Here is a 25,947-nt window from a genome sequence, read left to right as displayed (position 1 = left end):
CGACCGAGCAGCAGGCGGCGCTGGCGCTGCACCGGACGCGCGACCTGCTGGTCAAGCAACGCACGCAGCTGGTGAACATGATCCGCGGCCTGCTCGCCGAGTTTGGGATCGAGATGGCGCGGGGCCTGCGGCACGCGCTCGAACTGGCGGCCCGGCTCTCGGCCGGAGACGCGGCCGAGGTGCCGCCGTTAGCCCAGCGCGTGGTGACCGGGTTGGCCGATCAGATCGGTGCCTTGCAGATTCAGCTCACCCGACTGGAGAAGGAGTTGCTCACCTGGCATCGAGACAGCGACCTGTCGCAGCGGCTTGCGACGATCCCGGGTGTCGGCATCGTGTCGGCAACCGCGCTGGCCGCCTCGGTGAGCGAGCCCGAGCGCTTCCGTTCCGGTCGGCAGTTCGCTGCCTCGTTGGGCCTGACACCGCTGCAGAACTGCAGTGGCGGCAAGGAGCGCCTGGGCCGGATCTCACGCATGGGCGACCGCTACCTGCGCCGGCTGCTCGTAGTCGGCATGACGTCTCTGATCCGGCGCGCGAAGACGACACCGACCTCGGTCGACCCGCGGCTGCCGGCGCTGCTGCAGCGTAAGCCAGTGCGCGTGGTGAGTGTGGCGGCGGCCAATCGCACGGCGCGGGTCGCCTGGGCGATCATGACCCGCGGCGGCACCTACCGCGCACCGGCGGCCACGGCCGCCTGACAGCACGTAGAGGAGACGTTTCCAGGTTGCGAGGACGATGAGAGTTGATGGCGAACCGGTCAGACCGGGAGCCGGGACACCCCGCCGGCTGTCCAGGGCGTCAGAGCCCGCAAAGCAGAGTGGGACCCAGCTCACGGATACCATCAGGGCCAGCGGTCAACATGAACGACTGCATCAACAGGCCGGACACAAGACTGCACCCGACCAACGCGTCAGAAGCTCAATTCGCCACTTGCAATGCGGGAGCCATCCACACAAGACGGCCGCCGACGCGACGAGTGCCTGAACGCAAACTGCGTCCCTGTCGCTGGCCGACATGAGGAACAAGATCGAGACGAGGCGGCGGCACTACAACGAGAGCGGTCCTCAGACCGCCCTGGGGTGGCCAACGGCCCAGGAATTGGCCCTGGAAACGGCCTTGCAAGCCGCCTAATGAGACTTGGAAGCTCACCTTCCGGCCGGATCAAGATCTGAGCGACCCTCAGGAACGTCGTCGCCCATGTTAGGCAATTTGTGATGCATCCCGGCCCGATTGCAAGCGAGATGGTCGACGATCTTTAAGCGTTTGCAGCGCCTTAGCTAATTGGTGGTGGGCCCGGCAGGACTCGAACCTGCAACCAGACCGTTATGAGCGGCCGGCTCTAACCATTGAGCTACGGGCCCGGGAGGCGCCGACGGATAGCCGATCTCCGGCCGGCCGTCACCCGGATTTCGCCGTGCCGCGGCGGCGCCGGGCCCAGGGCGCCGGTTCCGTCCGGGTCGGCAGGTCCGCCGGTAGGTCCGCCGGTGCGGGCGCCGTGTCCTTGATCCGCCACAGGTAGCGGGCCAGGATCGAGCGGTACGGCGCGAAGGCGGCCGCCACCGCGGCGGTGTCGGCCTGCCCGGTGAGGCGGCGCAGGCAGCCCACCGCCGCCACGTCGCCCGCGGGCCAGATGTCCGGGTCGTGGAAGTGGAAGATGCCGACCATGTCGGCCGTCCAGGGGCCGACGCCGCGGATGCCGCACAGGATCGCCGCCCGCTCGGGATGCGGCAGGGCGGCGAGGCCCGGCCCGAGGAGGCCCGCCGTCTCGGCCGCCACGATCGCCTGGAGCGCCCGCACCTTGTTGCCCGAGATGCCGCAGGCCCGCAGCAGCGCCGCGTCCCCGGCCTCGAACAGGCCCCTCGGGCTCGCGCCCGCCGCCGCGGCCGCGGCCTCGATCCGGGCCCAGATCGCCGCCGCCGCCCGGACGGAGAGCTGCTGGTTGACCACCTCGACGAACAGGTGGTCGGCGACGCACGGATGCGCCGGCGGCTCGATCCGGATCGGACCGGCCCGCTCCAGGGCGGCCCGCAGCGGCGGATGGGCGCGCGCCGCGTCCAGAAGATGGGCGTAGATGGCGGGATCCAGCATCGCCGCAGCCTTACCGGCCCGCGGGGCTTCCCGGAAGCGGGCCCGAGTCGGGCTGGAAGCGGGCCCGAAGCGGCGGTGCGGCCGCGCGCCCCGCGCCGGCCGGCCTGGACGGGACGCGCCCGCGGCCCAGGTCTCGACACCATGGCGATCTTCTTCACCGCGGACACGCATTTCGGCGATCCGCACATCCTCCGCCACCGCGGTGCTCGGTTCGGCAGCGTCGAGGCCCACGACGAGGCCCTGGTCGCCGGCTGGAACGCCGTGGTCGGCCCGGAGGACGTCGTCTGGCACCTCGGGGACTTCGCCGCCCATGCCAGCCGGGCGCATTGCGCGGCGATCTTCGCGCGGCTGAACGGCGCCAAGCGCCTCGTCCGTGGCAACCACGATTCGAACCGTGTCCTGGACCTGCCCTGGGCCGAGCCGCCGGTGGAGAGCGCCCGCCTCTCCGTCGCGGACGCGCGCGGGCGGCCGCACCGCCTGTTCCTGTCGCACTACGCGCACCGGGCCTGGCCGGGCCTGTGGCGGGAGACGCGCCACCTCTACGGGCACAGCCACGGCTGGCTCGCCGACACCACGCGCTCCTGCGATGTCGGCGTGGATGCCTGGGACGACCGCCCGGTCACCCTCGAGGCGATCCTGGTGCGCCAGGACGCGGCCGCTTGCGTGCCGGAGGAACTCGCGGCCCACGGCCTGCGCTGATGGGCGGGGACCGGCGCGCTATATCGTGCGCCGGAGCATCGACAGCCCGGCAGGAGGCCGCATCGCCATGACCGACATCCCCGCCCCGCCGCCGGGCCCGGCCGACGCCGCGACCCGGGCCGCGACTCAGGCCGCCACCGAAGCCGCCACCGAACTCGGCCTCGGGACCGACTGGGCCGCCCTCGGCGCGCCGGACTGGGACCGGGTCTGCCGCCGGGCCGGCGCGATCCTCGCCGGGCAGGGCCAGGCGCCGGCGCCCGGCTGGGACGGGGCCCTGGCGCGGGCCCTCGGCCGCCCCGATCCCGCGGCCGCGCGGGACGAGCTGGCCCGCGACGCGGCCAACACCGTGCTGGCCGAGAAGGGCGAGGTCTTCGCCCCGGAGGACGATGCCTGAGGCGGACGACGAGACGCCGCCGGTCGTGCCGCCGGTCGTGCCATCGGGCGGACCGGTGGTTGCCGCGGCGGGGGTGCGGGCCGATGTAGGAGGCATGCCTTATCCCGAACACCGGCCTGAACCGCGGCCCGAACACCGGCGCGCCGCCCCGAGACCGACCGAGCGCTACGCCCCCGGCGCGGCACCCGCCGCCCTGCGGGTGATCCCCATCGCGGGCGGCCCGACCCTCGACGCGCAGACGCGCGTGCGGCTCGGCCACCAGATGCGGGCGATGTACGATCCGGTGATCGACGAGGCGTTGGATCCCCGGCTGGCGGAGCTGCTGCAGCAGCTCGACGCGGATCGGGGCGGCTCGACCTGAGATCGGGGGCGGGGGTGTCCGGCCCGCGCATCCGCTGCGGCTTCCGGTGAAGAGGCTCCCATCGGTGGATCGGGGGGGTGTCACACCGATGGGAGCCCGGCCGAGTCGACGGATCGACCCAACCCGCCCCATATCGCCCAGGCGGCGGCCCGGGCGCTTTCACCTAAGTCAATTTGCTTGCGAATACGGCCGTCGAAGTGTCGAATTGGCGTATTCGATCGTGAGAATCGTCGCGATCAGGCCGAGGTGCCGGTCACCGAGAGCATGACCCCGTCGCTGCCGATCTCGTCGCCGCCGTAGCCGAGCATGCGCGCGAGTTGCTCGCGGGCGCGCCAGACCCGGCTCTTCACGGTGCCGATCCGGCAGTTCATGACGACGGCGGCCTCCTCGTAGCTCAGGTTCTCGATCGCCACGAGGACCAGCGCCTCCCGCATCACCGGCGCGAGCCGATCCAGGGCCGCGCGCACGTCCTGCAGGTCGAGATGGCCCCCCTGCTCGGGGATGCTGGTCAGCCGGTCGGCGTAGCTGCCGTCGGTGTCGGCGACCTCGCGGCCCTGCTTGCGGTGCTGGCTGTAGAAGACGTTGCGGAGGATCGTGAACAGCCACGCCTCCAGGTTGGTCCCGGGGGTGAATCCGCCGCGGCCGCGCCAGCCGCGCAGCAGGGTGTCCTGCACGAGATCGTCCGCCGCGGCCGGGTCGCGCGTCAACGAGACCGCGAACCGGTGCAGCGCCGGCACCACCTGCAGCAGGCCCGCGCGGAACGTTCTGTCGCGCTCGCCCTCGGCCTGGGCGAGGGCGGTCTCCAGGCGCGCGAGCAGGTCGGCGAAGGGGTTCGCATCCCTGTCCGAGTCGAGGTCGATCCGGTCGTAGGCGCGACCGAGGAGCGTGCCGAGATGGGCGCGCACGGCCTCCGGCAGGCCGAAGCGGGTCTCGTCCCCGGCCTCCTCTGCGACATCCGCGATGGGATCGAGGAGCGATGGGCCTTCGGTGTCGGGCATTCGGTCCGGTCGTCGGCGGGCGGGCCGGTCAAGCCCAGAGGACCGGTTGTGGCGCGCCCCGGCCGCCCATGCCGCAACATGGGTTAACGCCTGTCCCGAACGGGGCTCAGCCGCGGGCGCCGAACCGCCGCGCCGCCGCGAGACCGGCGAGGACGGCCGCGCAGGCCCCTGCGGCGGCGAGCCCCGTGCCGAGGGCCGTACTCAGGGTTCCGGCATCGGGGACGCCCTTGCGGGCGCGCCAGCCGCCGTCGGCCCGCGTGCCCTCCGGCGTCGGCGCGCGCAGGGCCCCGTGCGTGCGCGGCCCGGGTTCGGCCCGGTCGAGGGCCCACCGGAACCCGGCACCCATCAGGTGCTCGGTCGGGTACGGAGCCAGCGCGTAGCCGACCTGCGCGAGGCGGGCCGGCCAGCCGACCGCGACCTCGTCGCGCGGGTGGCGCGCGAGGCGGAGATAGGTCTCCGCCACGGCCTCGGGGGCGTAGTACAGGTGCCCGGGATTGAGCCGCCGGCCGCTGACATTGGCGCCGTGCTCCAGGCCCGGCGTGTCGACGATGGCGGGAAATACGGCGCAGACGCGGATGTGGCGGTGCCGGGCGAGTTCCTGGCGCAGGCTCGCCGAGAAGCCGCGCAGGCCGAACTTGCTGGCCGTGTAGGCGGCGGCGAAGGGCGTCGGCGCCCAGCCGCCCATCGAGACCGTGTTGATCAGCGTCCCCCGGCCGCGGTCGAGGAAATGCGGCAGCACCGCGTAGGCCCCGTGCACGGCGCCCAGCAGGTTCACCGCGATCGTCTGCCGGTGCAGGTCCAGGGGAGCGTCCAGCAGGGGGCCGAACACCCCCACCCCGGCATTGTTGATCCAGACGTCGATGCCGCCGAAGGCCCGGAGTGCCGCCCGGGACAGGGCGTCCACCGCCTCGGGCTCTGTGACGTCGGTGGGGACAGCGACGGCCTCGGCGCCCGACGCGCGCAGGTCGCGGGCGATCCCGTCGAGCACGTCGGCCCGCCGCGCCGCCAGCACCACCCGGGCGCCCCGCGCCGCGAAGGCCTCGGCCGCCGCCCGGCCGATGCCGCTCGAGGCCCCGGTGATGACCACCGTCCCGCCGTCCAGGCGTGCCATGCCGGTTCTCCGCGTCGTGTGTCGTCGAGTTGCAACTGCACGGCGAACCCTTCCCCGCGCCGCGGCGTTCCCCCTCGCAGCTGCGGCCATTCGGACGAGCCCGGGACGGCGCGTCCGAATGGCCGCCGCGACGCGCGGCCCCGAAGGCCCGCCCCCGTCTGCCCGAACCCTTCCGAGGTCGCCGATGCCTGCCCCCGATTCAGCCCCCGCCAGGGCCGCCGCGCCCGAGGGAGGCGCCTCGACGGTCTGGACGCTCGCCCTCGCCACCGCGCTGATCGGCATCGTCGCCCTTCCCCGCCGGTCGGCGCGCGGCGCGGTCGGTGCCTCGGTCGACCGTGCGCCCGGCCGGTCCGCCGACCGGGACGGGGCGCGCCGGACGTCGCCCGCGCATGCGGGACGGGAGGCCCACGCCGTGGCCCGGGCCGAGGCCGATCGCGGGCGGCAGGCCTCGACGCCGACCGAGATCCCCGCCAAGGGCTGGAAGGACATCGCGCTGCGCGCCTATCACGACATCGGCGAGAACCGCCTGTCGCTGATCGCGGCCGGCGTCACCTTCTTCACGCTCCTGGCGATCTTCCCGGCGGTGGCGGCCCTGGTCTCCTGCTACGGCCTCGTGGCCGACGCCTCGACCATCAACGACCAGCTCGCCAGCCTCCAGGGCATCCTGCCCCAGGGCGCCCTGGAGATCGTCGGCGACCAAGTGAAGCGGCTGAACGAGCAGGGCAACACCACCCTCGGGTTCAGCCTGCTCATCAGCATCGCCCTGTCCGTGTGGAGCGCCAATGGCGGCGTGAAGCACGTCTTCGACGCCCTCAACCTCGTCTACAACGAGCGCGAGAAGCGCAACTTCCTCGTCCTCAATCTCGCCTCCCTCGCCTTCACGGCGGGGGCGCTCCTGTTCCTCCTCCTGGCGCTGGCCGCGGTGGTGGTGGTGCCGGTGGTGCTGGAATTCGTCGGGCTCGGCGCGGACGCGTGGTGGCTGGCGCTGCTGCGGTGGCCGGTCCTGCTCCTGGCGGTGCTGCTCGGCCTCGCCCTGCTCTACCGCTACGGGCCGAGCCGGGACGCGCCGCGCTGGCGCTGGGTCACGCCCGGGGGCGCCCTCGCGGCCGTGTTGTGGATCGTCGCGTCGCTGCTGTTCTCTTGGTACGTCGGCCATTTCGGCAGCTACAACAAGACCTACGGCTCGCTCGGCGCGGCGATCGGCTTCATGACCTGGATCTGGCTCTCGACCATGATCGTGCTGGCCGGCGCCCAGGTGAACGCCGAGATGGAGCATCAGACCGCCGAGGACACGACCGTCGGCGAACCGCAGCCCCTGGGCACGCGCCGGGCGCGCATGGCCGATACGGTGGGCGCCGCCGCGGAGTAGCGCGGCGCCCGGCCCTCACCGGGGGGCACGGCCTCCTGAGCGAGGGGGGCTCGCGGAGCGCGTCGCCGGCGAGAACGCCGACTTAACACAGGTTGGCGCGCGTTTTTCTGCTGCAGGCACAAGCCGATCAAGAAGATCCGGACTTCGATGTTCGGGCGACGGTTTGGCCCCCTGCCGATAGAAATATCCGTGCCTCATTATTTGACCGATACCCATGGCGGCGCCATCGTTCGGGACGCTTCGGATGGGCGCGACGTCGCCCGATCCCCCGTGGCCCTCCGCTTCGGCGACCTCCCCGGCGCCTGCTCCGGCGCCTGTCCCGGCGACTGCCCGGCCGCCGGCACGCCGGCGCCGCGGTGATCTGACCGGAGGCGGACGTGGACAACCCGTTCGTACGGAAGATGGAGCGGCATGTCCGGCTCGTGCCCGAGGACCGCGCGATCCTCGACGGGTTGGGGCGCCTGCATGTCCGCCACGTCGCGGCCCGGCAGGATATCGAGGGGCAACAGAGCGATCCGTACCACACGCACCTGATCCTCGACGGCTGGGCCTGCCGGTACAAGCAGTTCCCGGACGGCCGGCGGGCGATCGTCGCGCTGCTCCTGCCGGGCGACCTGTGCGATCCGTTCGTGTTCCGCCGGGCACGCATGGACCACGCCATCGGCGCGCTGACGCCCGTCACCGTCGCGCGGATCGCCCCGGAGCAGATCGGCGACGCGGTCCGCGGCCGGCCCGCCGTCGAGGAGTGTCTGTGGCGGGAGCTGCTCGCCGCCACGGCGATCCACCGCGAGTGGATCGCCAGCGTCGGCCGGCGCTCGGCGATCGAGCGGCTGGCGCACCTGTTCTGCGAACTGCACCTGCGGTTGACGCGCGTCGGCCTCGCGGACGGGACGACGCTGCCGATGCCGGTGACCCAGCCCGACCTCGCCGACGCCCTCGGCCAGACGAGCGTGCACATCAACCGCACCCTGAAGGAGCTGCGCACCGGCGGCCTCGTCGCCCTGCGCAGCCGCCGCCTGACGATCCGCGACCTCGACGGACTGCGGGAGCGCGGGCTGTTCGATCCGGCCTACCTGCAGCTCTCCTGAGCGGCGCGGGCGATACGCCGCGGCACCGGAGGCCGCGTGCGCCTTGCCGCGGGGCGGCCGCGGCCGATCTGAGGCGGACCCGTCACCCGCCACCGGCGCCCGCGCGACACACGATGCACATCCACCTCGACGCGCTCGGCGGCGTCGCCGGCGACATGTTCGCCGCCGCCCTGCTGGACGCCTTCCCCGAGCATCGGGCCGGCGTGTCCGCCAGCGTCCGGGCGGTCGACGCGCGCATCGCCTGCGCGGTCAGCGCGCACAACGATGGGATCCTCAGCGGCGCGCGCTTCACCGTGTCGGCGCCCGGGGCGGAGCCCGGGCCCGCGCCGCACCGGCACGCGCATACCGGGCAGCACGACCATCCGCATGCTCACGGCCACGATCACGGCCACGATCATGCCCACAACTACGGCCACCGTCCCTGGTCGGAGATCCGCGCCGCGCTGGAGGCGGCGGATCTCGCGCCGGCGGTGCGGGCGCACGCGCTCGGCATCTTCGGGCATCTGGCCGCGGCGGAAGCCCGCGTCCACGGCATCGCGGTCGACGCGGTGGCGTTCCACGAGGTCGGCGCCGCCGACTCGATCGCCGACATCGTCGCCGCCGCCCACCTGATCGCCGCCCTGGAGGCGCGCAGCTGGAGCGTCTCGGCCCTGCCGCTGGGCTCCGGCCGGGTGCGGACCCAGCACGGTCCCCTCCCCGTCCCGGCCCCCGCCACGACGCTTCTGCTGGCGGGCTTCGCGACCCTCGACGACGGGATCCCCGGCGAGCGCGTCACCCCCACCGGCGCGGCGATCCTGCGCCACCTCTGCGGCGACGATCCCGGGCGCGGTCGCCCCCGGGGGATCCTCGGGCGCACCGGCATCGGCTTCGGCATCAAGGTCCTGCCGGGCCTGAGCAACTGCCTGCGCGCCCTCGTGCTGGAGGACGGCGCCGCGTCCCGCCCGGGCCGGCGGGATCTCGCGGTGATCGCCTTCGAGGTCGACGACCAGTCCGGCGAGGATCTCGCCACGGGCCTCGACCGGCTCCGCGCCGAGCCCGGCATCGTGGACGTCGTGCAGATGCCGGTCATCGGCAAGAAGGGCCGGATGATGGCCCGGATCCAGGTCCTGGTCCGTCCGGAGAGCCTGGAGGCGGCGGTCGCGGCCTGCTTCCGGGAGACCACGACCATCGGCCTGCGTTACCACCCCGTGGAGGGCGCGGTGCTCGCGCGCGCCGCCCGCACGGTCGAGCACGACGGCCGGTCGGTTCGCGTGAAGATCGTGGCGCGGCCGGGCGGGCGCACCGCCAAGGCCGAGGCCGACGACGCCCGCGACCGTCCGGACCACGCGGCCCGGGCCGCCCTACGCCGCGAGGCCGAGCGCCTCGCCCTGGAACAGGAGCAGGAGGAGCGGTGACGCGCCAGCATCTGGAATCCGTCCTCGCCGGGCTCGGCCCCGTCGCGGTGGCGGTGAGCGGCGGGGTCGACAGCCTGACGCTCGCCACCCTCGCCCACCGGCTGGCGCCAAGCGCTACTCTGGTGGTCCACGCGGTCTCGCCGGCGGTGCCGGAGGAAGCGACCGCGCGCGTGCGCGCCGAGGGCGCCCGCGAGGGCTGGTCCTTACGGGTGATCGAGGCCGGCGAGTTCGCCGACCCGGCCTATCGGGCAAACCCGGTCAACCGCTGCTTCTTCTGCAAGACCAACCTCTACGGCGCGGTCCGGCGCGTCACCGACCGCCAGATCCTGTCGGGCGCGAACCGCGACGACCTCGGCGAGTACCGCCCCGGCCTCGACGCCGCCCGGGAGCACGGCGTGCGCCACCCCTACGTGGAGGCCGGGTTCGACAAGGCGTCGGTCCGGGCGCTCGCCCGCGACCTCGGCCTCGGGGCCGTGGCGGAATTGCCGGCCGCGCCCTGCCTGTCGAGCCGGGTCGAGACCGGCATCGCCATCGAGCCGGAGACCCTGACCTTCATTCACGCGGTCGAGCGGCTGGTCGGCGGAGCGCTGGCGACCGACGGCGCCGGACGGGCCGTCCGCTGTCGGGTCCGCGCCGAGGGCGTGGTGGTGGAACTCGATCCGGCGAGCCTCGCCGCCCTCGACGCCGAGGGTCGCGAGACGCTCGGGGCGGGCATCCGGGACATGGCGCCGGCCCGTCTCGCCGGCCCGGTCCGCTTCGCCCCCTACCGGGTCGGCAGCGCCTTCCTGGTCGAGCCGCGGGAGGCCCGGGCGTGAGCATCTCCGAAGAGTTCACCCTCGATTTCGCCCGGCCCGAGCGGATCGGGCTGGAGGAGGCGATCTTCTGCGCCGGCAAGAGCCCGGAGCAGATCGACGCGATCCTGGAGGCCGCCCGGGCGCGCGGCGCCTCGCTGCTCCTCACCCGCCTCGACCCGGAGAAGCGCGACCGGCTCCGGGACGCCGCGCGGCTCGATTACTGCCCGGTCTCGCGCACGGCGGTGTTCGGCGAGGCCCCCCGGATCACCGGCCGGGCCCGGGTCGCGGTGGTGGCGGCCGGCACCTCGGACGTACCCGTCGCCCGCGAGGCGCTGCGGGTGCTGGCCTATGCCGGGCGGGCGGCCTCGCTCTTCGCCGATGTCGGCGTCGCCGGCCTGTGGCGGCTGACGTCGCGGATCGAGGAGATCCGGGCGCACCCGGTGGTGATCGTCGCCGCCGGCATGGACGCGGCTTTGCCCAGCGTCGTCGGCGGCCTCGTGGCGGGCGCGGTGATCGCGGTCCCGACCTCCGTGGGCTACGGTGTCGCCACGGGCGGGCGCGCCGCCCTCGACGCCGTGCTGGCGAGCTGCGCGCCGGGCATCACGGTGGTCAACATCGACAACGGCTACGGCGCCGCCTGCGCCGCCCTGCGCCTGCTCCACGCGGCGGGACGCCTCGCCACGGGGACCGAACGATGACGCGGCCCGACGCATTACCTCCCCTCACTAGGACATCCTCGAACGGAGACAGCCGATGGAACGCCGCAGCTTCCTCCAGGGCGCCGTGCTCGGTGCGGGCCTCGCGGGCGCCGGCAGCGCGGGTGCGGCCGTGAACGCCCCCGTCCTCCCCGGCAACCGCCCGCAGGACCCCGCGGACCTGCCCTTCGTCACCGATCCCGGCGAGCGCCGGGGCGAGATGCTCTACCGGTCGTTCGGGAAGAGCTCCGAAAAGATCTCGGCGATCGGCATGGGCGGGTTCCATCTCGGCAAGAGCGCCGTGACGGACGACGAGGCGACGCGGCTGATCCATGCCGGGATCGACCGCGGCATCACCTTCATGGACAATTGCTGGGACTACAACGAGGGGCGCTCCGAGCTGCGCATGGGCGCGGCCCTGGCCCAGGGCGGCTACCGCGACAAGGTCTTCCTGATGTCCAAGATGGACGGGCGGACCAAGGAGGAGGCGCTCAAGCAGATCGACCAGTCGCTCCTGCGCCTGCGCACGGACCGGATCGACCTCGTCCAGCACCACGAGATCCTGCGCTACGACGACCCGGACCGGGTCTTCGCCGAGGGCGGCGCCATGGAGGGCTTCCTGGAGGCGAAGAAGCAGGGCAAGCTGCGCTACATCGGCTTCACCGGCCACAAGGACCCGCGCATCCACCTGCAGATGCTGGAGGTCGCCGCCGAGCGCGGCTTCCACTTCGATGCCGTGCAGATGCCGGTCAACGTGATGGACGCGCATTTCCGCTCGTTCAGCCACCTCGTCCTGCCCTATCTCGTGCAGAACGGCATCGCGCCGCTCGCCATGAAGACCTTCGGCGACGGGGTGATCCTGAAGGCGGACGCGCCGATCAAGCCGCTCGAGTACCTGCACTTCTCGCTGAACCTGCCGGTCTCGGTGGTGATCACCGGCATCCAGAACCAGCGCGACCTCGACCAGGCCTTCGAGGCGGTGAAGACCTTCAAGCCGATGGACAAGGCCACGGTGGCCGAGCTGCTGTCGCGCTCGAAGCCCTACGCGCTGGAGGGCAAGTACGAGCTGTTCAAGACGAGTGCGACCTTCGACGGCACCGCCAAGAACGCGGCGTGGCTCGGCGAGGACGTGGCAAGCGTGAAGAAGCTCGCGCCGACGATGGAGTAGGCGGCGGGCAAGCGCGTCCGATATTCCCCTCCCCCTTGCGGGGAGGGGTTAGGGGTGGGGGTGGTTCAGAAGGAACCGCCGAGCCCTTTCCGGCCCCACCCCCACGCGGGATCTGCGATCCCCAAACTCCTCCCCGCAAGGGGGAGGAGAGTCGGCCCCTCACGCCACGTCCTCCAGCCGGATCGGCAGGCTGCGGATCCGGCGGCCGGTGGCGTGGTGGATCGCGTTGGCGATGGCCGCGTTCACCCCAATGATCCCGAGCTCGCCCAGGCCCTTCAGGCCCAGCGCGTCGACCTGATCGTCGGGATCGGGCACCAGCAGCGCCTCCACCTCCGGCGCGTCGGCCGCCGTGGGGACGAGGTACTCGGCGAGATCCGGGTTGCGGTAGGCGGCGCCGTCCACCACCGTCTCTTCGAGCAGCGCCGAGCCGAGGCCCCAGATCATCCCGCCCGTGAGCTGACTCCGCGCGGTCAGCGGGTTGAGGATGCGCCCCGCCGCGAAGGCGCCGGTGAGCCGGGCGACGCGGATCTCCCCGGTCTCGGCGTGGACGTGGACCTCGGCGAACTGCGCGCCGAAGCCCCAGGAGACGGCCTTCCCGCCCCCACCGAGGGCGAGCCCGATTTGGCCCTGCCGCAGGCCCGCGAGCGCCTTCTCCCGGTCGCCGCCCTCGGGCACGAACTCCGCGACCGTCTCGACGCCTTCCGGGCCGACGACCTCGCCGAGCGCGATCCCGGCCCCGTCCGGCGCCGCGAGCCGGTCGCCCGCGAGGCGCAGGCTGCCCGGATCGCGGCCGGCGAGGCGCCCGCCCTGCCCGGTCGCGGCCTGCGCCAGGCTCTCGCGGATCTGGCGGCAGCCGAGCGCCAGGGCGCTCATCAGGCTGGTGGTCGTGCTCGACCCGCCCGAGATCCCCGCCGCCGGCAGGTCGGTGTCGCCGAGCCGGGCGGTGACCCGCTCCACCGGCACGCCGAGACCGTCCGCCGCGCCCATCGCCAGCAGCGTGGTGATGCCGTTGCCGATCTCGTGGTGCGCGCAGGCGACCTCCGCGGCGCCGTCCGGGCCGAGCCGGACCCGCAGGGTCGCGGCCGCGATCTTGGTGGGCCGCACCGAAGTCGCGCAGCCGAGACCCACCCGCCAGGGCCCGTCGCGCATCGCGCCCGGGCGCGGCACCCGGCGCGACCAGCCGAAGGCCTTCGCGCCGGCGTCGAAGCAGGCCATCAGCGGCCGGGTCGAGAACGGTTTTCCGGAGACCGGATCGACCGCCGTGTCGTTGAGGCGGCGCAGCGCGATCGGGTCCATGCCGAGCGCGACCGCCATCTCGTCGACGGCGCTCTCCAGGGCGAACAGGAACGGCACCTCCGGGGGCGCCCGCATCGGCCCCGGCGTGTTGCGATCGACCCGCACGGCCCGCTCCTCGGTGCGGATGTTCGGGCAGGCGTAGAGGCTCGCCGTCACCTCCGCGCCCTCCATGACGAAGGGATCGAAGCGCGACGTCACGGTCTCGGCCTCGTGGACCAGGGCGGTGAACCGGCCCGTCCGGTCGGCGCCGAGTCGGATGCGGTGGCGCGATTCCGGCCGATAATTGGCGATGGTGAAGCACTGTCGCCGGCTGGGCACCAGCGAGACCGGCCGGCCGAGGCGCTTGGCCGCCAGGGCGACCAGGGCCGTGTGCTGCGACAGGGCGAATTTCGAGCCGAAATGGCCGCCGATCAGCCCCGCCACCACCCGCACCTGCGCGGGATCGAGCCCGAGCTGCGCCGCGAGCCCGTGCTGCACGGCGCCGACGTAGCGGGTCGGCTCGTGGACGGTGAGCCTTTCGCCGTCCCAGGCGGCCCGGGTGGTGAACAGCTCGATCGGGTTGTGGTGCTGGACCGGCGTCGCGTAGCGCGCTTCGACCCGGACGGTGGCCTCCCGCAGACCCGCCTCGGCGTCGCCCCGGGCGATGTCCGCGTGGTGGGGCTTCAGGTCGGCGAGGCGCACGGTCTCGGCCCCGGGGGCGTCGAAGCCGCCGGCGGCGGGCTCCTCCGCGTAGGCGACCTTCACCGCACCGGCCGCCGCTTCGGCGGCCGCCTGACTCTCGGCGACCACGAGGGCCACGATCTGACCGGCATAGGCGACGGCGTCGGAATCGAGCGGACGGTGCGAGCTGTTGGCGTACCCGCCGGCCATCAGGTGCTTCACCGGCGCCACCGCGCCCGCGAAGTCCCGGTGGGTGAAGATCCGGAGGAGTCCCGGCACCCGCTCGGCCGCCGCGAGGTCGAACCCGGTGATGCGGCCCCGGGCGATGGTGCTGGTCACCAGGGCCGCGTGGGCCGTGTCGCGGTCCGGGCCGGTGAGGTCGGAGCTGTAGAGGGCCCGGCCGGTGACCTTGTCGGCTCCCTCGACACGGGTGTGGGGGCGGCCGAGATGGCCGTCGGTGTCCTGCGCGCCGGCGTCCATGCCGCCCTCCCCGTTCGCGGCCCCTCGGGCCGCATCGCAAGGGGGAAGCGCCGTGAGGGCTTCACGGCTCCCCGGACGGTGGAGCGACAGGATGCAGCAACCGAACGGGCCCAGGCGTCATCGCGAGCGGAGCGAAGTGACCCAGGGCAGCGCGCCCTGGATGAGCGTGGCGCTGCCTGGATTGCTTCGCTCCGCTCGCAAGGACGGAGCGGGCTGCGGCAGCCTTCCGCCGCAGCCCTAGATCTCAGTTCAGGACCTTGCCGTCCGGTCCGACCTTGACCTCCTGCTCCTTGTCGGCGCCGGCGACCTTGATCTCGTACTGGACCGAGGAGCCGTCCTTCTCGACCTCGGCCTCGTAGGCCTTGCCGCCGCCGGCCTTCTGCTCGGCGATGGCCAGCGCGTCCTTCAGCGAGGTCTTGGCGTTCTGGAAGTCGGAGGCCTTCAGCCGGGTGAAGTAGCGCTCGAACGGCTGGTTCTCGGTCTTGTAGAGGGCGCCGGTATCGGCGTTGATGCCGTACTCGACGAGCTTGCCGCTCGGGTAGACGACCTTGATCGCGTAGTGGGCCGGATCCTTGCTGCCGGCCTTCTCGAAATCGGCGTCGATGGCGCGGCCGCCCTTCTCGTCGCCCTGCGACTCGGCGGTGGCCAGCGCCTGGGCGAGGCCGACCTTGGCGACCTTGGCGACCTGCCACTCCTTCATGTTGCTGTCGGCCTTCGTGGCCGGCTCGGCGGGCGTCGCGGTGGGCGTCTGGGCCAGGGCGAGGCCGGTGGAGAGGGCGAGGAGGCCGGCTGCGGCGGTGAGACGGGTGATCATGGCGGTGTGTCCCTTCGCGGGTTCGTTCACGGATGCGTGAAACGTCGGGTCCGGAAATCCGGTTGCCCGCGATCGGGAAAAAATTCGGGTCCCGTCGCCCGGGCGGGGCCGGGTCGGCGCCCGGGGCCGCGCGGGGTCGACGGCCCGGCGAGACGGACGGCCGGCGCCCCTGTATGACACGCGGGCGATCCGGCGCGCCCCTCGGGGACGGCGGACGTCCCCCCGATGGAGCAGGCCATGACCGCGCACGAGCCCGAGCCGCTGGACGAGTTCACCCGCCTGCACGCCAAGCTGTCCGCCCTGGAGATCGTGCTCGGCGTCCTGATCGGGCGGCTCTCCGAGGAAAACCCGGAGATCCGCGAGGACGTGAAGCGCGACGTGGCGGCGATCCTGTCGGATCTGCCGATCGACGGCCCGAGCGAGGAGATGATCGCCGCCGAGGTCCGCCGCGCCGCCGAGGTGCTGACCAGCGTGTCGATCGGCTGAGCCGTCAGCGCGGCGGCATCCGCAGCGCCCCGTCGAGCCGGATCGTCTCGCCGTTCAGCATCGGGTTCTCGCAGATGTGGCGGACGAGGTCCGCGTATTCCGACGGGCGGCCGAGGCGCGGCGGAAACGGCACGTTCTGGCCGAGCGTGTCCTGCACGTCCTGGGGCAGGCCCGCCATCATCGGGGTCTCGAAGATGCCGGGCGCGATGGTGACCACCCGGATGCCGTGCCGGGCGAGCTCCCGGGCGATCGGCAGGGTCATCGACACCACCCCGCCCTTCGAGGCCGCGTAGGCGGCCTGCCCGATCTGGCCGTCGAAGGCCGCGATCGAGGCGGTGTTCACGATCACGCCCCGGGCGCCGGCCGCGTCCGGCGCCTCGCGGGCGATGGCGTCGGCGGCCAGCCGGATCATGTTGAACGTGCCGACGAGGTTGACCGAGACCGCCCGCGCGAAGGTCTCGAGCCGGTGCGGCCCGTCGCGGCCGACCACCTTCTCCCCCGGCGCGATGCCGGCGCAGTTCACCAGCCCGTGGAGGTGCCCGAACGCGTCGAGCGCCGTCCGGACCGCCGCCGCGCCGTCCGCCTCGCGGGTGACGTCCGTCTCGGCGAAGCGGGCCTGCGCCCCGAGGTCCGCCGCCACCCGGGCACCGGCCTCCCGGGCGATGTCGGCCACGACCACCCGCGCCCCCGCCGCCGCGAGGCCCCGCGCCGTCGCCTCCCCGAGGCCCGAGCCCGCGCCCGTGACGATGAAGACCCGGTCCCTGATCATCGCGCTCGCCATCCTGGCTCCCCGCCGCTCCCGGGCGGCCGACGGCGCCCCGCGAGTCCCGAGGTAGCGCGGCGCCGCGGCCGCCGGAAGGTGTCCGGCCCGGCACATGCGCCCGATCGCGTCCGCGCCGCGATTGACGTGTGATTTTTTCCCACATATACGAGGTGAAGATGATCCGATGTACGGGATCATATCAACGCGTGTTTCTGTGAAGTTTATCCGGTGATCCGTCGCGTGGCGGCAAGTCGTTCGGCCGCGCGTGACCTGTCGTTTTCTGTATCCGGGCCGCGGACCGGCCCGCGCCCGTCATCCTCCGGTCCCGGCCGTCCGGGAGCGGCCGCTCCCTCACGCCTGATCAGGACAGCCATGGGCGCCCACTGGATCGAGAATGCGGCCCGGCACTGGCGGCACGGGCGGATCGTCGGGCACCGCTTCGCCGAGCGGCGTCCCGGCATCCGCGCGGCCCTCCGGGCGGCCGCGCCCGGCAGCGTGCTGCTCGCCGGCAATTCCCACGCGGAGCTCGTCGGCGCGCCGGATCTCGGCGGCCGGCCCTGCATCAACGTCGCGGTCGGCGGCAGCACCGCGGCCGATTGCGGCCGCCAGCTCGCGGCGCTGCGCGTCCCGGTCCGCTGCGCGGCCGCGGTGCTGATCATCGGCACCAACGACATCCAGCGCTGGCGCCATCCCGAGCGGGCCCGGGTGGTCGACCGGTTCGAGGCCGATGTCCGGGACATCCTGCGCCGCCTGGAGGCCTGGGCCGCGCAGGTCTTCGTCGCCGCGATCCCGCCGATCGGTGCCGGGGCGACCGGGCGCGATCCCGCCGCCGTCGCGGTCTTCTCGGATCGCCTCGCGGCACTCTGCGCCGCGGGGGGCCGCACCTTCTTCGACCCGTTCGCGCCGTGGCGATCCGGCACCGGCGGCCTCGCCGGTCCGAACCTCCACCGGGACGGCGTGCATCTGGCCGACTACGCGCCCCTGGCCGCGGCGCTCGCCGGCGCGGTGGTGCTCGATGCGCTCCCGCTCGCGCCCGTCCGGAGGCCCGTGCCGGCCGCGCCCCTGCGGATCCTGCGCGCCGCCTGGATCGGCCGGCCGTGAGGCTCCACGCGCGCCTCGCCGCGGCCCTGCGGCCGCCCGCGCGCGCCGGCGTGCAGCACCTGCCCCGGCGGCTGTGGCCCGGCGAGGAGGCGGCTTGGCGCGACGAGAACGGCGTCCGCCACCCGCGGGCGGTGCGCCGTGCCCTCGCGGCGCTGGCCGCCCTCGAACCCCGCGGTCGCTACGGCGCCCGGATCGAGGGACGGGGCAAGGTCGTGACCGGCCCGGCCAGCGCGCTCGTCCTGCGCGACGCGGATGCGGAGATCGGGTTCGTCCTCGGCCTCACGCCCGACGGGTACGGCGCGGAGCCGTTCTGAGTGGGTCCGGATCAGGGCGGGGTCGTGCACAGCAGGGTCGGCGCGCAGGCCGTCCGGAAGCCTGCCCGCGCGTAGAGGGCCTCGGTCCTGCCGTCGGCCGGGCATTGCAGGAAGACCTGAACCGCCCCCCGCGCCCGCGCCTCGCGCAGGGCCGCGACCGTCACGGCGGTGCCGAGGCCGCGGCGCTGCCGGTCGGCCCGCGTGCTGACATTGTACAGGCCCGCCGTCTCGCCGCGCAGGTAGAGGCTGGCGCAGGCCGCCGGGCCGGCGGCGTCGCGCAGGACGAGGTGCAGGGTCACGAGGCCGTGCCGGCCCCGGGCCGCGCGCAGCGCCGGGATGTAGTAGCGGCGCAGATGCGTCCGCACGCCCGGCGCGTCGGACAGGTAGGCGAAGACCCTCTCGAAATCCGGCCCCGGCGCGGGCGTCGCCTGCACGGTGACGGCGCTGCCGGCCGGGGCCGGCGCCGGAAGCTCCCGCGCCACCATCCAGCGCGCCGGGTAGAGGATCGCGGGCTCGAACAGGGCGCGCAGCAGCGCGATCTCGCCGTCGTCCCGGGCCAGGAAGGCCGGCGCCCGCGCGCGCCCGAGGGCGGCCGCGCCCGCCCAGGCGAACTGGTCGGGACGGTGCACGCCGAAGGCGAAGTTCACGGTCGGGTCCGGGATGCTGCGCGACCAGACGTAGCCGGCGCCCCCGGGGCCGTGCTCGACGCCGTCGATCAGGGAGCCGGTGAGCGCGGCCACATGGGCGTCGCGCAGGGTCTCGAAGGTCGGTTCGGGCGCCTGCATGTCAGGCGGCCGTCCGAGCGGAGGCTCGCGCGGGGGACGGCGCCCGGGCCTCGGCGATGTCCCTGGCTGCGTCCCCGGCCGTGTCCCCGGCCGTGCCCGGACCTGCCTCCGCAGCCGTGTCCGCGCCCGCCTCCTGGCCGTGCCTGTCCATCCGCTCGCTCCTGCGCCGCTCGGGCTTCGACGGAGTGACGGTTGAGGCGGGGCGCCGTTCATGCTGTCACACCCGGTGCCGGCGGATGGCGCCCGCACGAAACCTCTGAACGCCGGACGGGCCCATCCGTCAGGGAGGTGCCGGCGACGCGGAGGTGCCGGCGACGCGCGGAGGACGGATGACGGACGCTTCGAGCCAGCGGATGCGCGACGCGGGGGCGCATCCCCCGAAGCCGCGCGATGACGGGGCGCGGGAAACCGCGCGGGACGCCGCGCCGGTGTCCCTCACCCTGGAGGGGACCCGCGAAGTGCCGGTGATCCGCCTCGCCGAGCCGGTCGCGCCGGCGGCGGCCGCGGAGGCGATCCTGGCGCGCGCCGAGGCGCTGACCGCCCAGGACATGCAGGTCCTGCGCATCGTCGTCGCGGCCGATCCGGCGACGTCCGGACGGCTGCTCGACCTCGGCGCGGCCCGGGCCCTCGGTGACGGCGACGGGGTCGAGATCCTGCCGGGGCTCCTCTGGCAATGCGCCGCCCGCTGGCTCCCGCGGACCCGGCCGCCCTTCCCCGAGCTGTTCACCGCCACGGCCGGCCGCCGCCACCCGCTGCGGCCCCGGACGCCCGCCGGCACGGTCTACGCGCGGGCGATCCCGTGGCTCGATCGGCGTCTGAGCTTCCGCACGATGACGGAGCCCGGCGACGTCGCCCTGTTCTCGACCTGGATGAACGACCCCCGCATCGCCGCGATCTGGCAGGAGACCGGTACCCTGGAGGCGCACGCCGCCTACATTGCCGGGCTCCAGGCCGACCCCGCGACCCTGCCGCTGTTCGGCTGCCTCGACGGCAGGCCGTTCGGCTATTTCGAGCTGTACTGGGCGCGGGAGAGCCGCCTCGGGCCGCTCTACGAGGCCGGCCCCTACGACCGCGGCTGGCACGTCGCGATCGGCGACGCGTCCGTGCGCGGGCGGCCCGCGCTCTCGGCCTGGCTGCCGTCGCTGATGCACTACCTGTTCCTCGACGAGCCGCGCACGCAGCGCGTCGTCGGCGAGCCGCGGGCCGATCACGCCCAGCAGATCCGGAACCTCCACGGCTCCGGCTTCGCGACGATCGCGACCGTCGACTTCCCCCACAAGCGCGCGGCCCTGGTCGCGCTGTCGCGCGAGCACTTCGTGCGCGACCGGCTCTGGGTGCCGGGGGCGGCCGCCGCCGACGCCGTGCCGCGGCCTCCCGCGGTGCCCGCCTAGACCGCCCTCCGCGAACAGGGGTGAGCGTCCGGTGATACCCCCGCCCCCGCCTACGGGCCCGTCGCCGGCGGGCTAACGATCGCCTGCGCCGGGCCGCGGCCGAGGTCCTGGCCGACGGGCGCGGTCCGGCGCCGCTGCCGGCCTGGGGCCTCGGCGCGCGCCGGGCAGGCGGCGCAGCGCCGGTCGAGGGCCGCGAGGCAGTGCAGGTGGCCGCGGCGCACGAGGCCGCACACCAGGGCGCGCGAGACCCCGAGCCGGGCCGCGATCTCGATCTGCGGCACGCCCTCGACCCGGTGGAGCTGGAAGGCCGTGCGCACCGGCTCCGGCAGCTCGGCCACCGCGGCCTCCACCTGCCGCAGGGATTCCCGCGACGCCGCGGCCGCCTCGGGGGTCCCGGTGCCGGGATCGGCCGGGTCCGGCGCGGCGTCGAGGCCGGTGAACAGGCGCCGCTCGAGGCCCTGCCGCCGCGCCCGGTCGAGGGCGAGGTTGCGCACCATCCGCCCGACATAAGCGGCCTGGATCGCGGTCTCGGCTGGGGGCGGATCGGCGATCAGCCGGAGCAGCACGTCCTGGACCACGTCCTCCGCCTGGGCCGGGCAGCCGAGGATGCGGCGCGCCCGCGCCAGATAGGCGGCGCGATGGCGCTCGAACGCCGCGAGGTTCCATGACCCGCCGGGCGGAGGGCGGCCGGGCCGGCCCGGCGGGACCGCGGCGATCCCGTGGCCGGAGGGACCGGCGTCGCTGTTCCAGGTCGCCACTGTCCCGCTCACAATGTCCCATCGGCACGGCGCGTGCGGGCGGGACGCGTAACACGCGGCTCTTCTGTGTAACAACGACTATCTTCATGGATTGGAATTATTAAAACTCGAAATATCGACATCCGTTCGAGAGAATAGATGAAAGATCTGGACGTTCGCCCCGGCGCGGGGCGAGAAATCGTTCCGGATTCTGCATTTCACGGTGCCACGCCCGGGATCGGGCCGGCGGCCGCGCCGGATTTCCGGTCGCGCCAGGGTCCGTCGGCGCGTGTATGCTGGCGCTTCCTCGATTCGGCGCGCGGTGCGCGCGGCCGAACCCGTCCCCGCAGGATCGCGGCAGGAGAGCCAGCGCCGCGATGCCGTCCGTCGATACGCTCGTCCCGGTGGGTGCCTTCGCGCTGCTGGTCCTGGCGTTCGCCGTGAAGCACCTCGCGGCGGACTTCTTCTTTCAGACCAACTGGATGGCGCAGGGCAAGCAGCGGTCGTCCGCCTGGCTCGCCCCCCTCTGCGCCCATACCGGCCTGCACGGCCTCGGCACGCTGCTGATCGCGCTGGCGGTGAAGCCGGCCCTGTGGTGGCTGGCGCTCGTCGATTTCGCGATCCACACGGGGATCGATCGCGGCAAGGTGCTGGTCGGTCGGCGGACGAGCCTGCCGCCCACGGACGCCCGGTTCTGGTGGCTGATCGGCATCGACCAGTTCCTGCACCAAGTCACCCATCTCGGGCTCGCCGTGGTGCTGGCGGCGGCCTGACCCCTGACCGGGAGAGCGGGCGCCGCCGGGCGCCTCACTGCATCTCGGCCTCGAGCAGCCGGTTCGTGTCGGAGACCTTGCCGGCCAGTTCCAGGATCAGGAAGCGCTGGAAGGCGAGCGCGAGGTCCGGGCGCTCCCGCTCCATCCGCGCGAGGGCGGCACGGTCGATGACGACCACCCGGCAGGGGCTCTCGGCGACGGCGGTGGCGGTGCGCCGCCCGCCCTGGACCAGCGCGATCTCGCCGATCACGGTGCCGGCCGTGGTGGTGCGCAGGCGCAGGTTGCCGCGACCGGGGACCTCCATCTCGATGGAGACGAGGCCCTGCTCCAGGAAGTAGAGGGCATCGGCCGCCTCCCCCTGGCGCATCAGCGCCGCGCCCGCCGCGAGCTCGCGGACCGTCAGGTAGGGCGCGAAGTCGTCCGGGCCGAACGTGCTGCCGAGCCGGTCGGCCATGTGCCGGGCGAAGACGGCGATTTCCCCCGGGCCGGCGCCGCCGGCCTCCGCCAGGAGCGTCGCCTCGGCGGCGCGTAGGGCCTCGTCCAGCGTGTCGAGGATCCGGACACGCGGGTCGGCGGTGAGGCCGTTGCGGGTGATCAGCAGGCGCGCGACCGGATCCACGTGGACCAGCAGCACCTCGAAGCGCCGCTGCTCGGCGAGCTGGCCGACCTTGCGGAACGCGATCAGCGCCGAGCTGTCGAGTCCCACGGTCTCGCGGAAATCCAGGATCAGCACGCGCAGATCCCCGGCCTCCGCGGCGGCCCGGCGGAAGATCGCCTGCGCGTTGAGGAAGAACAGGTAGCCCTGCAGGGTGTAGATCCGGGTCCGGTCGCCGGCCGCCTCGAGCCGCGCGGCGGCGTCGGGGCCGCGGATCACGCTGCTGCGCCGGTCCGCCCCGGAGAGCGACCGGCGGATCGCGCCGATCTGCCCGTACTGGACCCCGAAGATCAGGATCGCCAGCAGGACGCCGACGAGGAAGCCCGTGGTGGCCCCGAAATACGCGGTGGCGGTGCACACGACCAGCGCGATGGCGATCTCCCAGCCCGGCAGGGTCCGGCTGGCGACGCCGAGGTTGAACAGGAGCCCGATGCCGATGGCGATCAGGGCGCCGCCGGCCAGCGGGCGGGGCAGCAGCGCCAGGGGGCTCGCGCCGACGATGAGGAGCGCCGCCATGACCGCGAGGGTCAGCCACCAGCCGAGCCAGTGGCCGCCGCCGATGTTGTGCAGCAGCAGCGTCGAGGTCCGGCCGAAGCCCATCGCGGAGCTGCCGAACACGCTGCCGACCAAGTTGGTGGCGCCCGAGGCGACGAACATCCGGTCGATGTCGAGGTCGCGCCGGATCTCCAGCTCGACGCTCACCACGTAGAGGATCTGGATGATCACCGCCACGACGACCAGGGTGGCGATCTTGGGCCAGATCGGCAGGAGCAGGTGCGGATCGAAGGCCGTCAGGCTGCCGATGGCGGGCGGCCGCAGCAGCGTGCCCGTCGGCAGCGGCTCGATCAGCCATCCCGATGCCTGCCCGGCGGCGACGCTGGTGCCCGTCCAGGCCAGCCCGAGATGGACCACCGCGAGGCTCGACAGGATCACCGTCGGGTAGGTCCCCCAGTGTCGAACGATCCGGGGGAGGTAGAAGGCGCAGAACCCGATCACGAGGGTCAGGGCGATGCGCGCGAGCGCCCCGGCATCGATCCGGCCCGGATCGAGGTTCGCCGGATCGACGGCGTGGAGCAGGGCCGCGAGCGGGTCGTCGACATGGCCGCCGATCTGCATGCCGCTGCGCAGGAACAGCAGGCCGACGCCGCCGAGGAAGCCGGCGAGCACCGGGTAGGGCAGGAGCTGCACCAGCAGGGAGGCCCGCAGGGTGCCGAGCAACGCGAAGATCACGCCGGTGGCGAAGGTCGAGACGCCGCAGGCGACGAGCACGAGCTGGCCGACCGTCTCCGGATCGGTGACGCCCGCGGCCTCGAGCTGCCCGGCGACCGCCGCGGCGATCGCCGCCTGCACGATCGCGGCCGCGCCGATGAAGGACAGCGAGATCCGCGCGGTGCGGCGCAGCGCGATGAAGACGAGGCTGCCCAGCACGTAGGCCGCGAGCAGCGCCGACAGGCCGGCCGCGCGGCTCTCCACCAGCGGCCCCGAGAAGATGAGCTGGGAGTAGCTGATGAGGTCGAGGAGCAGCACCATCACGGTGACGGCCGCCGCCGCTCCGATGCGGGCCCCGCGCAGGATCGCCGCGCGGCCGCCGGCCGGGGATGCGGTCCCGGCGGACGTCAGGTCGGTTGTCGTCATCGGCACGGTACCCGCGTCTCGAAATCCCGATGGGCGCGGAGATCGCAGATCCCAGGGCAGATCCCGTGCGATCACGTGCACGGATCGTCGCCGAATCGCAGGACCTGACCTTGGCCACGCCAGTTCTCAACCGATGGCAGGTGCCGGCTTAAATTATCGTGCAGGCCGCTTCTGCGCGGCAGCATTGTGGGATCGCCGCGGTGGATCGCGCGGCGGATCGGCCGATCCGCCGCGCCGTCGGGGGCTCCCGGGTCGCGGCCGCCGCGACGGGCCTTCGGCCCTCAGCGCGCCTCGCTGACGCGCTTGGTCGCCCGCTGCTCCTTCTTGTAGGCGGTGATCGCCGCCGAGCAGTTCGGGGAGAGCTTCTTCAGGTTGGCCTTGAAGCAGGCCTCGACCTCCGGGCCACCCGGCGCGTAGGCGCTGCAGAAATCCATGTAGTCGCCGGTGCAGTACTGCTTGAGGGCTTCCCGGGCTGGGGATTGCTCCGCGAAGGCCGCGGCGGGGCCGAGGCACAGACCGATGGCCAGGAGGGCCGTCTTGGTCGAAGTCATCGAAATCCTACGCTCGTCCAGGCCGCGCGAGCGGGTCGCGCGGCGATGGGCGGTGCGGATGGGCGCCAAGGATGGCATGACCATGACGCCCGGGCTGCCCGAACGCAGATCAGCCATGCCCCGTGCCGGCGGGGCCGCCGGTCAGTGCGCGCTGACGCGGCGGGTCGGAACGAGGTCGTTGGCGATGATCTCGCCGAACGGGCCGTCGTTGCGGGCATTGCCGGCCGGCCGCCCAGTCGTGGCGCGCAGCGGCAGCTTCGGGAAGACCAGCTCGGCGAACCGGTAGGCCTCCTCCAGGTGCGGGTAGCCCGAGAGGATGAAGCGGTCGATCCCGAGATCGATGTACTCCTTCATCCGGTCGGCGACCTGGTCGGCCGAGCCGACCAGCGCCGTCCCGGCGCCGCCGCGGACGAGGCCGACGCCGGCCCAGAGGTTCGGCGCCACCACGAGCTTGTCGCGGCTGCCGCCGTGGAGCGCCATCATGCGGCTCTGGCCGACGGAATCCTGCCGCTTCAGGGTCTCCTGCGCCTTGGCGATGGTGGCGTCGTCGAGCTTCGAGATCAGCTGCTCGGCGGCCTCCCAGGCCGCGGCCTCGGTCTCGCGGGCGATGACGTGCAGGCGGATGCCGTACGAGAAGGTCTTGCCCTTCGCCTCGGCGGCCTCCCGGGCGGCGGCGATCTTCTCGGCGACCTGGGCCGGGGGTTCGCCCCAGGTCAGGTAGACGTCGCAATGCTCGGCCGCGACCGCCATGCCGGCCGCCGACGAGCCGCCGAAATAGAGCGGCGGATAGGGCTTCTGCACCGGCGGGAAGATCAGCCGGCCGTTCTCGGTGCGCAGGTGATCGCCCCGGAAGGTCACGGTCTCGCCCGCGAGCAGGCCGCGCCAGATCGTCAGGAACTCGTCGGTGACGGCGTAGCGTTCGTCGTGGGACAGGAACACGCCGTCGCCGGCGAGTTCCACCGGGTCGCCGCCGGTGACGACGTTGATCAGGAGGCGCCCGTCCGAGATCCGGTCGAGGGTCGCGGTCATGCGGGCCGCCGCGGAGGGCTCCATCAGGCCCGGCCGCACCGCCACGAGGAAGCGCAGCTGCTTGGTCAGCGGCGCCAGCGCCGAGGCGACGATCCAAGAATCCTCGCAGGAGCGTCCGGTGGGCAGCAGCACGCCGTAATAGCCGAGCTCGTCCGCCCCCTGCGCGATCTGCCGGAGATAGCTGAGCGAGACGTCCCGGGCCCCCTCCCGCGCGCCGAGATAGCGGCCGTCGCCGTGGGTCGGCAGGAACCAGAGGACGTCGGCGCGTCCGTCATTGGCTGCTGTCATCGGAATCTCCTGTGCGGCCCGGTGGCCGGATGC

General features: G+C 73.6%; 26 protein-coding genes, 1 tRNA gene and 1 pseudogene. 16 read left to right on the top strand and 12 right to left on the bottom strand.

Translation table 11 applies throughout. The features are described from left to right. Window positions 1-695 (top strand): IS110 family transposase (locus tag H288_RS0122360; protein ID WP_020094810.1); only part of this gene is annotated, 695 nt, incomplete at its 5' end. A 252-nt stretch (window positions 696-947) separates the two neighbouring features. After that, window positions 948-1,128: pseudogene (locus tag H288_RS34820) on the top strand (integrase core domain-containing protein); the annotation flags it as partial. 154 nt (window positions 1,129-1,282) lie between these two features. On the opposite strand, the gene H288_RS0122355 reads toward H288_RS34820, so the two are convergent. Together H288_RS0122355 and H288_RS0122350 are read right to left on the bottom strand one after the other, a co-directional pair. Beyond that, window positions 1,283-1,358 (bottom strand) — tRNA-Ile (locus H288_RS0122355). 37 nt (window positions 1,359-1,395) lie between these two features. After that, the gene (locus H288_RS0122350; RefSeq protein ID WP_020094809.1) at window positions 1,396-2,085 is read right to left on the bottom strand and encodes a (Fe-S)-cluster assembly protein; all 690 of its coding nucleotides are present in this window, start codon (window positions 2,083-2,085) and stop codon (window positions 1,396-1,398) included. A gap of 141 nt (window positions 2,086-2,226) precedes the next feature. On the opposite strand from H288_RS0122350, the gene H288_RS0122345 reads away from it, so the two are divergent. The 3 genes from H288_RS0122345 to H288_RS0122335 all read left to right on the top strand — a co-directional run bounded on the left by H288_RS0122345 (window position 2,227) and on the right by H288_RS0122335 (window position 3,539). Beyond that, window positions 2,227-2,784 (top strand): metallophosphoesterase, encoded by a 558-nt coding sequence (locus H288_RS0122345; RefSeq protein ID WP_020094808.1) that lies wholly within the window; start codon window positions 2,227-2,229, stop codon window positions 2,782-2,784. Window positions 2,785-2,851: 67 nt separating this feature from the next. Continuing rightward, the gene (locus tag H288_RS0122340) at window positions 2,852-3,178 is read left to right on the top strand and encodes a hypothetical protein (protein WP_020094807.1); all 327 of its coding nucleotides are present in this window, start codon (window positions 2,852-2,854) and stop codon (window positions 3,176-3,178) included. A gap of 94 nt (window positions 3,179-3,272) precedes the next feature. Beyond that, on the top strand, window positions 3,273-3,539 hold the full coding sequence (locus H288_RS0122335) for a hypothetical protein (RefSeq protein WP_020094806.1): 267 nt from the start codon (window positions 3,273-3,275) through the stop codon (window positions 3,537-3,539). Window positions 3,540-3,775: 236 nt separating this feature from the next. On the opposite strand, the gene H288_RS0122330 is transcribed toward H288_RS0122335, so the two are convergent. Both H288_RS0122330 and H288_RS0122325 read right to left on the bottom strand, forming a co-directional pair. Then, complete coding sequence (locus H288_RS0122330) at window positions 3,776-4,537, bottom strand: sigma-70 family RNA polymerase sigma factor (RefSeq protein WP_020094805.1); 762 nt, start codon at window positions 4,535-4,537, stop codon at window positions 3,776-3,778. 106 nt (window positions 4,538-4,643) lie between these two features. Then, complete coding sequence (locus H288_RS0122325; RefSeq protein WP_026605198.1) at window positions 4,644-5,648, bottom strand: SDR family oxidoreductase; 1,005 nt, start codon at window positions 5,646-5,648, stop codon at window positions 4,644-4,646. A 184-nt stretch (window positions 5,649-5,832) separates the two neighbouring features. Here H288_RS0122325 and H288_RS0122320 point away from each other — a divergent pair, with 184 nt between their 5' ends. The 6 genes from H288_RS0122320 (at window position 5,833) to H288_RS0122290 (ending at window position 12,156) form a co-directional block, all read left to right on the top strand. After that, window positions 5,833-7,017: a YihY/virulence factor BrkB family protein gene (locus H288_RS0122320; RefSeq protein ID WP_020094803.1), complete on the top strand. Its 1,185-nt coding sequence runs from the start codon at window positions 5,833-5,835 to the stop codon at window positions 7,015-7,017. A 377-nt stretch (window positions 7,018-7,394) separates the two neighbouring features. Next, window positions 7,395-8,105, top strand: a complete 711-nt coding sequence (locus tag H288_RS0122310; RefSeq protein ID WP_020094801.1) for a Crp/Fnr family transcriptional regulator — start codon at window positions 7,395-7,397, stop codon at window positions 8,103-8,105. A 113-nt stretch (window positions 8,106-8,218) separates the two neighbouring features. Next, the gene (locus H288_RS0122305; RefSeq protein WP_020094800.1) at window positions 8,219-9,499 is read left to right on the top strand and encodes a LarC family nickel insertion protein; all 1,281 of its coding nucleotides are present in this window, start codon (window positions 8,219-8,221) and stop codon (window positions 9,497-9,499) included. Continuing rightward, complete coding sequence (locus H288_RS0122300; RefSeq protein WP_020094799.1) at window positions 9,496-10,314, top strand: adenine nucleotide alpha hydrolase; 819 nt, start codon at window positions 9,496-9,498, stop codon at window positions 10,312-10,314. Before H288_RS0122305 ends, H288_RS0122300 begins: the two co-directional genes overlap by 4 nt. After that, window positions 10,311-10,991 (top strand): nickel pincer cofactor biosynthesis protein LarB, encoded by a 681-nt coding sequence (larB, locus tag H288_RS0122295; RefSeq protein ID WP_020094798.1) that lies wholly within the window; start codon window positions 10,311-10,313, stop codon window positions 10,989-10,991. The genes H288_RS0122300 and larB overlap by 4 nt, the downstream gene beginning before the upstream one ends. 55 nt (window positions 10,992-11,046) lie before the next feature. Further along, a complete protein-coding gene (locus tag H288_RS0122290; RefSeq protein WP_020094797.1) occupies window positions 11,047-12,156 on the top strand; it encodes an aldo/keto reductase in 1,110 nt (369 codons plus the stop codon). Window positions 12,157-12,315: 159 nt separating this feature from the next. Here the strand turns inward: H288_RS0122290 and H288_RS0122285 are convergent, their stop codons facing one another. Beyond that, on the bottom strand, window positions 12,316-14,592 hold the full coding sequence (locus tag H288_RS0122285; protein WP_020094796.1) for a xanthine dehydrogenase family protein molybdopterin-binding subunit: 2,277 nt from the start codon (window positions 14,590-14,592) through the stop codon (window positions 12,316-12,318). Between the two features lie 244 nt (window positions 14,593-14,836). Further along, window positions 14,837-15,406 carry a PepSY domain-containing protein gene (locus tag H288_RS0122280; protein ID WP_020094795.1) on the bottom strand — a complete coding sequence of 190 codons (570 nt, stop codon included), beginning with the start codon at window positions 15,404-15,406 and terminating at the stop codon, window positions 14,837-14,839. A gap of 237 nt (window positions 15,407-15,643) precedes the next feature. Between H288_RS0122280 and H288_RS0122275 the strand changes: the two genes are divergently transcribed. Then, window positions 15,644-15,892: a hypothetical protein gene (locus tag H288_RS0122275; protein ID WP_026605197.1), complete on the top strand. Its 249-nt coding sequence runs from the start codon at window positions 15,644-15,646 to the stop codon at window positions 15,890-15,892. A gap of 4 nt (window positions 15,893-15,896) precedes the next feature. Here H288_RS0122275 and H288_RS0122270 read toward each other — a convergent pair whose 3' ends face one another. After that, a complete protein-coding gene (locus H288_RS0122270; RefSeq protein WP_020094793.1) occupies window positions 15,897-16,673 on the bottom strand; it encodes a 3-hydroxyacyl-CoA dehydrogenase in 777 nt (258 codons plus the stop codon). A gap of 354 nt (window positions 16,674-17,027) precedes the next feature. Here H288_RS0122270 and H288_RS0122265 point away from each other — a divergent pair, with 354 nt between their 5' ends. Together H288_RS0122265 and H288_RS0122260 are read left to right on the top strand one after the other, a co-directional pair. Continuing rightward, the gene (locus tag H288_RS0122265; protein WP_020094792.1) at window positions 17,028-17,756 is read left to right on the top strand and encodes an SGNH/GDSL hydrolase family protein; all 729 of its coding nucleotides are present in this window, start codon (window positions 17,028-17,030) and stop codon (window positions 17,754-17,756) included. Further along, window positions 17,753-18,070: a hypothetical protein gene (locus H288_RS0122260; protein ID WP_020094791.1), complete on the top strand. Its 318-nt coding sequence runs from the start codon at window positions 17,753-17,755 to the stop codon at window positions 18,068-18,070. Before H288_RS0122265 ends, H288_RS0122260 begins: the two co-directional genes overlap by 4 nt. Window positions 18,071-18,081: 11 nt before the next feature. Here H288_RS0122260 and H288_RS0122255 read toward each other — a convergent pair whose 3' ends face one another. Continuing rightward, entirely contained in the window at window positions 18,082-18,855 is a 774-nt protein-coding gene (locus H288_RS0122255) for a GNAT family N-acetyltransferase (protein ID WP_020094790.1), read from the bottom strand. 329 nt (window positions 18,856-19,184) lie between these two features. Between H288_RS0122255 and H288_RS0122245 the strand changes: the two genes are divergently transcribed. Further along, complete coding sequence (locus H288_RS0122245) at window positions 19,185-20,246, top strand: GNAT family N-acetyltransferase (protein WP_020094788.1); 1,062 nt, start codon at window positions 19,185-19,187, stop codon at window positions 20,244-20,246. Window positions 20,247-20,296: 50 nt separating this feature from the next. On the opposite strand, the gene H288_RS0122240 is transcribed toward H288_RS0122245, so the two are convergent. Further along, window positions 20,297-21,016 (bottom strand): sigma-70 family RNA polymerase sigma factor, encoded by a 720-nt coding sequence (locus H288_RS0122240; protein WP_245274540.1) that lies wholly within the window; start codon window positions 21,014-21,016, stop codon window positions 20,297-20,299. Between the two features lie 344 nt (window positions 21,017-21,360). Between H288_RS0122240 and H288_RS0122235 the strand changes: the two genes are divergently transcribed. Then, complete coding sequence (locus H288_RS0122235) at window positions 21,361-21,756, top strand: DUF3307 domain-containing protein (RefSeq protein WP_020094786.1); 396 nt, start codon at window positions 21,361-21,363, stop codon at window positions 21,754-21,756. 34 nt (window positions 21,757-21,790) lie between these two features. Here the strand turns inward: H288_RS0122235 and H288_RS0122230 are convergent, their stop codons facing one another. From H288_RS0122230 to ssuD, 3 genes are all read right to left on the bottom strand, one after another. Further along, window positions 21,791-24,046: a cyclic nucleotide-binding domain-containing protein gene (locus H288_RS0122230; protein WP_020094785.1), complete on the bottom strand. Its 2,256-nt coding sequence runs from the start codon at window positions 24,044-24,046 to the stop codon at window positions 21,791-21,793. 281 nt (window positions 24,047-24,327) lie between these two features. After that, window positions 24,328-24,597: a hypothetical protein gene (locus tag H288_RS0122225; RefSeq protein ID WP_012318328.1), complete on the bottom strand. Its 270-nt coding sequence runs from the start codon at window positions 24,595-24,597 to the stop codon at window positions 24,328-24,330. Window positions 24,598-24,738: 141 nt separating this feature from the next. Next, entirely contained in the window at window positions 24,739-25,914 is a 1,176-nt protein-coding gene (gene ssuD, locus H288_RS0122220; RefSeq protein WP_020094784.1) for an FMNH2-dependent alkanesulfonate monooxygenase, read from the bottom strand. Window positions 25,915-25,947: the final 33 nt, after the last annotated feature.

Source organism: Methylobacterium sp. 285MFTsu5.1 (assembly GCF_000383455.1).
GTDB lineage: Bacteria > Pseudomonadota > Alphaproteobacteria > Rhizobiales > Beijerinckiaceae > Methylobacterium.
The sequence above is the reverse complement of the archived record's forward strand: the minus strand, read 5'-3'. Positions and strand labels throughout refer to the sequence as shown.